Consider the following 8396-nt stretch of genomic DNA (forward strand, 5'->3'; position numbering starts at 1 on the left):
TGCCAGTTGCCGAGTGGCAGCGATCCATCGGTGGCTCACCACCCGGAACTGACATGCGGCGCGACTTCGGGCCGGCCGCGGCACGGCACGGCACGGCGTGAATGGAAGGACGCCGACGGCGACGCGGGAACAGCGCCGGCGACGGCGGAACGAGGAGTCAGTCCGGCTGGGGCGAGGGTGGGGCGTCGGTGGGCGTCACCGGTCGGGACTGTCCGACGCGCTGCCGGTAGCGTCGAGTCTTGACCCGGTTGCCGCAGACGGCAGTCGCGCACCAGCGCCCGGTCCGGGGCTTCGACCCGTCATAGAAGACAACCCGGCAGTCCGGCGCCGCGCACATCTTCACTCGTTGCCAGGTACCGTCGGCCGTCGCCAGAACCGCGGCGGCCGCGAGGCGCGCCAGTGCCTGGGCGACCTCCCCGCCGCCGGCGGGTTCGAGTTCGACGCCGCGGGGACCCACCCGAACGCGCAGCGCGAGGCGATCGGCCACGCCCCCAAGGCCGGCAGTCCGCGGCGGCTGCGTTGCCCGCTGGTTGGCCGCGGCGGCCTCCCGAAGCGCCGCACGCAGGCGCAGCGCGTCCGCGAACTCGGTCTCGCTCGCGTAGATCCCTTCCGGCGCCAAGCCGCGAGCCGCGAGCCAACCGCTCAGGGCTTCGGGATCCGCCAGCTCCTCGCGCGGACGGTGGTCGCCGAACGTCCGCTCGTCCATGGAGTTGAGGAACGCGCCCAGGGCCCGCAGCGTCGGCGGCGCACCGTAGTGCGACGACCAGGCGTCCAAAGGATCTGTGGGGTCCGAAGGGTCCATGTCCTCCCAGTGAACCACCCCTCAAGGGCGACACCACTAAACTGTATAAATAGTGTCGTTGACGATGGTGGTGGTCGGGGAGACCACCAGGAGGAAGGGACCGGGATGCGGACAGGTGAGCGGGCTGGATGGGAGCGGGGCATGCCGACCGGGCGGGTGACGCCGTTCCGGATCAACACTCCGGACGACACGCTGGAACGGATCCGCCGGCGCCTTGCCGAGTCCGATCCGGCGGCCTCGCCGAGGCGGCCCGGCTGGCGGTTCGGCACCGACCCGGCGGCGCTTGAGGCGCTCATCCAGTACTGGCTCACCGACTACGACTGGCGCCGGCACGAGCGCGCGCTCAACGCCTTCGAGCAGTTCACCGCCACCGTCGACGGTGTCGAGGTGCATCTTCTCCGCGAGCCCGGTTCCGGAACCGCTCCCCCGACGGTGCTGCTGCTGCACGGCTGGCCCAGCTCGTTCGCGACGTTCCGCTCGGTCATCCGCCGGCTCGCGCACCCGGAGACCACTGGCGGCGATCCGGAGGACGGGTTGACCGTCGTCGTCCCATCACTGCCCGGTTACGGCTTCTCCTCGCTCGCACCGGCCCCGCTCGGCGTCCGGTCGGCCGGGCAGCTCTTCCACCGGCTGCTTACCGAGGTTCTTGGGGCGTCCAGGTACTACGTCCACGGCGGGGACCAGGGTGCGCCGATTGCCGAGTGGATGGCCTTCGACCATCCGGACTACTGCGCCGGGCTGCACACCACTCTCCTCGGCGTCCGCCACGACGGGGCGCCGCTGGGAAGCGGCCTGAGCGGCGTCGAGGATCCGTCGGCCGACGAGGTCCTGTTCGTCCAGCGGGAACGAGACCTGAACACCGGCCCTCTGGGCGCCTACTTCCTCCTGCAGGCGACGGCGCCGCTCACGCTGGCACCAGCCCTGGCGGACAGCCCGGCCGGCTTCGCCGCATGGGTGCTGGAGAAGTTCCACCTGTGGAGCGATCAGAACGGCACCGGCGGCGGCCCCTCTCTGACCTTGGACGACATCATCACCGAAACCATGATCTATCTGGTCTCGGGCAGCGTCGCCAGCTCGCTGGTGGCCTACTCGGAGTTCTTCGTCGACCCGATCACGCTTCCGCCCGGCCGCGTCATCGAGGTGTCCTCCGCGTTCGCCGCCTTCCCCGACCCACGGGTCGTGACCCCGCCGGCGAGCTTCGTCGCGCGTTCACGCAACCTGGTGCGCTTCACCGAACCGCCCCGCGGTGGGCACTTCCCGGCCCTCGAGGTCCCCGACATCTTCGCGGCGGACCTGGCCGACTTCGTCCGGCAGACGGAACACACCAGCACGACGACGTGATCCGCGCAACGGCACCCGCGCTCCGCGCTTTGATGCCGACGTTCGCTCGTTCTTTCCGCCACTCGCTGGTCCAGCACCATCCCAATCAGCAGCGCCAACGGGCCGTTCGTCAGCAGCTCGTCAGCCTCAGCGATCTGACTCAGGTGCAGTTCTGCTCGGTGGGACCGGATCCGAAGCCGGCATCGCGGGCCCGCAGGWTCACCTCGGTACGGGTCGCCGCCCCGAGCTTGGTGAGGATCGTCGAGATCCGGTTGCGCACCGTCTTCTCGGAGAGGAACAGTCGGGCGGCGATCTGCCCGTTGGCGAGGCCGTCCGCGACGAGGTCCAACACCCGGACCTCGGCCTCCGTGAGCTGGGGGAAGATCCTCGGTGAGAGCCCGCCGACGGCGTGCCGCACCTTACCGGCGATTCCCGGTCCGATGACCAGCTCGCCTCGCGCGACGGCCTCCAACGCTCGCGCGACGTCCGCCTTCGACGACTCCTTGATCAGGTAGCCGCGTGCCCCCGCCTGGAGGGCCGCCTGCAGCGAGGCGGTGTCCTCGCTCATGGTCAGGACCAGGACCGCGGTCCCGGGCACCTGCTCGCCCATGCGCGCGGTTGCCTCGATGCCGCCCAGGCCCGGCATGCGCAGGTCCATGAGCACCACGTCGGGCCGGTGCAGCAGCGTCGCCGCCAGTGCGGCGTTGCCGTCCGCGGTCTCGGCGACCACGGTCGCGCCCAGCTCGACCAGCAGGCCGCGCAGCCCGTCCCGGAACAGCTCGTGATCATCGGCAATCACGACCCGCAACGACATCATGCCGACCCGCCTTCGCGCAGCGGGAGCCGCGCCCGCACCAGCGTGCCGCGGTCCTCGGTTCCGCCGGTGGTTCGGGCGTCGAGGACCTCCAGGCGGCCGCCCACCTCGCTCGCCCGCTCCCGGATGCTGCGCAGGCCGACGCCCGGGACCGCGTCGGCAGCCAGGCCACCGCCGTCGTCGGCCACCTCGACCATCAGCCACGGTGGCTCGGCCCGGACCTGGACGACGCACCTCTCACAGCCCGAGTGGCGGACCGCGTTCGTCGCCGCCTCCGCGACGATCCGGTACGCCGCCACCTCGGTCGCCGCCGGCAACGCAAGCTCCGCCAGCTCTGCCGGCGCGTCCAGGGTCACGACCGGCGCGAACGGTGCGACCGCCTGCGCCAGGGCGACAGCCAGCCCGCCCTCGTCGAGCGCGGGCGGGCGCAGGTCCTCGACGATGTGCCGGATTTCGCGCACGGTGCCGCGCAACCGGTCGCGGACCAGGGCGGCTCGCTCCGCCGCGGGGTCGGCCCGTTCCGCCAGACCCTCGGCGATGCCGTCGAGCTGCATCGCCATCGCGGCGAGCTGGGGGCCGAGGCCGTCGTGCAGGTCGCGGCGCAGCCTGCGGCGTTCCTCCTCGCGCGCGGCGACCAGCCGCTCCCGGCTGCGCCGCAGGTCATGCTGCGTACTCGCCGCGTCAAGCAGGTCGCCGGCCCTCCGGGCGATGTCGTCGAACATCGCCCGTTCCGTCTCGGTGAACTGGTCCGCCGGGTGGCGGCGGCCCACGAGCAGGGTGCCGGCCCGCCCGCGTCCGGTCCTGGCGGGCACCGGCAGCCGCTCGAGCCAGCCGACAGGCGTCCCGGACTCGATCGTCGCCAGGCGAACGTCGCTGCTTTCGATTGCTACGTAGGGCACTTTCAGCGCCTCCCGCACCCCGTCCGCGAGCTGTGAGAGCGCGTCCATCGGCCCGGTGGCCAGGTCGAGCCGGCCGCCCAGGACGGCAAGCACCTCGTACGGGTCGCGGGTCGCGCCGAACAGCAGCCGGTCGACGAGCCTCTGCACCTGGTCGCGGGCCGCCGCCGCGACCAGTGCCGCGACCGCGAGCACACCGTAGGCGATCCGCCGCCCCGGCACCAGCGCGCCCGCGCCGGCGACCGTCGCGGCATACGCCAGCAGCAGGAACGCGGTGAGCAGGCCGTACACCAGAGTCCTGCTGAGCGCAGTCCCGATGTCGAACAGCCGATGGCGGACGGCTCCGATGCCGATGGCGGCGACCAGCAGCACCATCCCGGTGCCCATACCCAGGCCCGTGGCCTGCGCGTCCGGCCCGTGCGGGAGCGCACCCAGCAGGGTCGCGCCGACCAGGCAGGCGACACCGAGAACCAACCACTGCAGTCGGGCCCGCTCGACGCCGGTGGACCGGCGCAGCCGCGTCACGACCGCCATGAGCCCGAGCAGCCCTCCACCGAAGATGACGGCCAGGGCGGTGACCATGGTGACGTAGCGCAGCCAGGTCGCGGCTTCCAGACCGTAGGGGTTCCACAACGTCGCGGAGACGTCCAGCCGCGTCGGGCAGAGCATCCGGGCGATCAGGTGGCACCCGATGGCCACGGCGGTGGCGGCGACGGGAACGCGCCACCGCCTGGAGGGCAGCCGTCCGTCGGGGAACAGCGCCGGCACCAGCCCCCACAGCACGAAGTACGGAACGTAGCCCCAGACCGCGAACCAGGTGGCCGCGTCCTGGGCGGGCAGCCGCTGCTCGCCTGGCAGCAGGGCGAGGGCCGCGTACTGGGAGGCCAGCAGGTACGGGCCGGTCAGCGCGGTCGTCAGCAGCAGCCAGCCGACCCGGTTACGCGGCTGGTAGACCAGCACCAGGGCCGCGACCAGCGGGAACGCGACAGCGAGGACCAGATCGGCAGGGTCCAGCGCGACGTGCTGGGCTGTTCGGGCCGTGACGTACTGATGCAGTAGCAGGGCGCCGACCGAGCAGAAGACCGACAACAGCGCCAGGCCGACCACGAGCACCGAGGCCGCGACGACTCCGGTCGTCATCGTGGCCGCCGACGCGGGCGGGAGCGCGGGCGGGAGCGCGGGCGCCGCCGGGTTTGGTGCCGCGTCATCCCAGGTACCGGGTACCGGCACAGAAGCCCCCATGCACCCAGGATCGCGCCAGCTCAGCCCGGTGTGGCGCGCAATGTCGCCCGCGCGTCCCATCTGCGCGGTGTCGCGCGCGCGTCCAAGGCACGGGGCGGTTGTCCCTCGTTCACGGGACGCCGGGCGCCCGAGTGTGGTCCTCACAACGCCGGCGGCGATCGGGCCGCCGGTACGAGGAGGGGACGGAACACCATGACAACCACGACAGCGCCGATCACCCGCCGCCACGCGCACGGCGGCGCCGCCAGCACGCCCACCCGAGCGCGGTGGACGTGGCTCGGTGTCAGCGCCGGGGTGCTTGGCATCGTCGCGACGATGTTCACCAGCCCGAACGTCGGCAGTGACCAGGTCGGGCCGGAGGCGATCGACAGGCTCTCGCGAGGGCAGCTCCAGCTCGGTGGCGCGCTCGGCTACGCGACCGTCGCGCTCCTGCTGGTGCTGGCCGCATCCTGGCGCGCGAAGGCGCTGACCACGACGCGCGGCGCCGTGGCCGCCCGGGTGGTCGCCGACGGGCTCACCGCGTCCGCCGCGGCGCTGAGCCTGGGCTACGGCTGGAAGCTGGCGCTGGCGCTGTACATGCCGGGCGGGCTCAACGAGAACGGCTTCACCACTGACGGACAGTTCGTCTACTTCATGCTCAACGACTTCGGCCCGTTCATCGGCTATCTCGGAGTCGTCGTGGCCGCGGGGGCGGTCGCCTGGCTGAGCCTGCGTGACCGCCTGGTGTCGCGGTGGCTGGGCCTGGTCAGCCTGATCCCGCCGGTCGCGGTGCTGTTCATGTCGGGTGTGCTGTCGATCGCCGGCTTCCCGGGCATCGTCGGGCCGATCTGGCTGATCGTCGCGTTCGCCGGGCTCAGCCTCGACAGGCACGGGATCCTGGGCACCGCCAAGGCCTAGCGCGATTCCCGACAGGTAGCTGGATCCGGATCCCGGAGTCGCCACCGGCCCGGAAGCGGGGCCTCCGTGTCAGACCTGGGTGAGACACCTGCTGGGTGCGGGCTGGCCCCGGACGAAGTGATCGAGGATCCTCGTGTCGGTGCAGTCGGAGTCGCAGGAGCATCCGGGCGGATCCTTACCGCAGCGCGATCCGGCGCCACGTCCGTTGCCGCTGATCTCGGCCCAATCTGTGGCAGGCGCCGCAAGTGCACCTTCCGCGGGGCTACCCACAACAAGGGTCAGAACATGGGATGCTGTGGTGCATGGACGCGGGGGCTCCGCACACTGACAGCAGACCGAGCGCGCCAAAGAGAGCCATTGACTTCCACATCTTTCACGCCGGCTCCGACACGGATTGGGCGGAGTGGATCGGGTGGGAGCTGGCCAGCGCGGGCTATCGAGTCGAAATCGATGCCTGGAACCTGACCGCAGGTACCGATTTGGTCGCAGCAATGGAGCGCGCACTGCACCAGGCGGCTCGTATAATCGCGGTTTGGACGCCAGCGTACTTCGACGGACGATGGACGAATGCCGAAACGCGAGCAGCTTTCGCACACTCGCAGACAAATCCTGGCTGGCTTGTCCCCGTGGTGGTCGAACCTTGTAGCGACAGGATTCCTGTCATATACAGAACGCTGGCGAGAATTGATCTTCACGGGCTGGCCGAGGATGAGGCGCGGATACGCCTTCTAAGCGGAGTACGTTACACGGAACGCGTGGTACGGCCATCCCTGTTTCCTGCCTGGGAAGCGCCCAGCTCCACGTCAACACCGATTCCCAGGCGACTCCCGAAAATTTGGGGGCCGGTACCGGCACGCAATCTTCTGTTTACGGGCCGGGAGGCGTTGCTTGCCGAGATGCACGATCAACTCACAAGCCAAAGGCGCCAAGTGGCGGTTGCTGCGCTGCATGGTCTTGGTGGCATCGGCAAGACACAACTCGCCGTCGAGTACACGTGGCGTCATGCCGCCGAGTACGAGTTGGTCTGGTGGGTCGATGCAGAGATGCCGGACGGTTTGCTGGCAGGGCTTGCAGAGCTAGCGACTGAACTCGGTGTAACTGCAAGTGACGTGCCCACTCGGGCGCGCCTGGCACTCACGGAGTTAGGTCGACGCGATGATTGGCTTGTCATATACGACAACGTAACCGATCCTGCAATATTAGCTCGTACCTTCCCACCCGCGACTGGCCGGTTCATAGCAACAAGCCGCAACCCCGGTCTCCGTCGGGCTGGCATTGATCTCGTGGAAGTCGGCCAGTTCGACCTAGACGAAACAAAGCTTCTACTCAAGCGGCACGCTCCCGATTTGTCAGACGATGCCTGCCAGCGGCTGGGCAACGCGCTCGGAAATCTTCCCCTGGCGATCGACCAGGCTGGAGCTTATCTTGCCGAAGCTGGTATGGATCACGATGCGTACTTCTCCCTGCTCGCTACCCAGCCGCAGGTCGTACTGGGAACGGACACGCCGCATCATCCGGGTTTGGCTGCGACGATTACAGCAGCAGCCAATCGGATCGCCGAGGACTACCCAGCCGCTGTTGCGCTACTCAACAGGTTGGCCTTTCTTGCTCCCGAGCCCGTCCCCTTGGCTGCTGCGCCCGACAGAGAAAGAAATTCGATTTCAGGCGCACTTATCGTCGGCGATCCGGCGACAACCCACGACTGTATTGCAGTGGTCGTCAAGTATGCTCTTGCTCGCAGGACTGGGACTAGTCTGCAGATTCACCGCCTGGTTCACGCGCTCCTTCGCACCCAACTAGGAGAAACCGAGTCCATAAATTTCCTCGCAGGAGCCTTACAGCTTCTTGGCACCGCGAATCCGGGAGCCGCCGCGGACCCTGAGACCTGGCCCGCATATGCCGCGTTGACACCCCATGCAGTAGCAGTAACCTCCCATCTGAGCACAGTCGGTCAAATCCAAGAGCCCGTCGATTTCCGTCGCCTTGTCCTTGAGCTTTGTCGCTATCTATATGTAAGTGGCCAATATCAGCTAGCCGCGACCATGGCCAGCACCACTCGAGCACGCTGGAGCCAAGCTCTGGGAGATGATCATCCCGACACCTTGACTGCTGTTGACCGTGTTGCGGCGGCACTCTATGGTCTCGGCGATCTCAGTCACTCGAGAACACTGGACGAAGAAAACCTCAATCGCCGACGTCGCATACTCGGCCCCGACCATCCTGACACGCTCCACTCGGCGCATGGCCTCGCCCATACATTAGCTGAACTGGGCGAACTTCAGGCCGCCAGAAATCTGGATGAAGACACCCTCGCGCGGCAACGACGGACACTTGGCGACAACCATCCGGACACTCTACATTCAGCGCATAACCTTGCCCATACACTACGGAGGCTCGGAGAGCTCAAGAATGCCCGCAAGCTGGA

General features: G+C 68.8%; 6 protein-coding genes. 3 read left to right on the top strand and 3 right to left on the bottom strand.

The features are described from left to right. Nucleotides 1-157: 157 nt before the first annotated feature. Nucleotides 158-802: a CGNR zinc finger domain-containing protein gene (locus tag CC117_RS03945; RefSeq protein WP_071082398.1), complete on the bottom strand. Its 645-nt coding sequence runs from the start codon at nt 800-802 to the stop codon at nt 158-160. Between the two features lie 105 nt (nt 803-907). Here CC117_RS03945 and CC117_RS03950 point away from each other — a divergent pair, with 105 nt between their 5' ends. Beyond that, nucleotides 908-2143, top strand: a complete 1236-nt coding sequence (locus CC117_RS03950) for an epoxide hydrolase family protein (protein WP_084131483.1) — start codon at nt 908-910, stop codon at nt 2141-2143. Nucleotides 2144-2282: 139 nt separating this feature from the next. Here the strand turns inward: CC117_RS03950 and CC117_RS03955 are convergent, their stop codons facing one another. Both CC117_RS03955 and CC117_RS03960 read right to left on the bottom strand, forming a co-directional pair. After that, the gene (locus tag CC117_RS03955) at nt 2283-2939 is read right to left on the bottom strand and encodes a response regulator transcription factor (protein ID WP_084131485.1); all 657 of its coding nucleotides are present in this window, start codon (nt 2937-2939) and stop codon (nt 2283-2285) included. Beyond that, on the bottom strand, nt 2936-5062 hold the full coding sequence (locus tag CC117_RS03960; protein WP_241829816.1) for a histidine kinase: 2127 nt from the start codon (nt 5060-5062) through the stop codon (nt 2936-2938). Before CC117_RS03960 ends, CC117_RS03955 begins: the two co-directional genes overlap by 4 nt. Nucleotides 5063-5266: 204 nt before the next feature. Here CC117_RS03960 and CC117_RS03965 point away from each other — a divergent pair, with 204 nt between their 5' ends. After that, nucleotides 5267-5971 (top strand): hypothetical protein, encoded by a 705-nt coding sequence (locus CC117_RS03965; protein ID WP_084131487.1) that lies wholly within the window; start codon nt 5267-5269, stop codon nt 5969-5971. 302 nt (nt 5972-6273) lie between these two features. Then, nucleotides 6274-8396, top strand: a 2123-nt coding sequence (gene fxsT, locus CC117_RS34115) for an FxSxx-COOH system tetratricopeptide repeat protein (RefSeq protein WP_198541716.1), incomplete at its 3' end; no start/stop codon positions are given.

The sequence above is a fragment of the Parafrankia colletiae genome, assembly GCF_001854655.1.
GTDB classification, from domain to species: Bacteria; Actinomycetota; Actinomycetes; order Frankiales; family Frankiaceae; genus Parafrankia; species Parafrankia colletiae.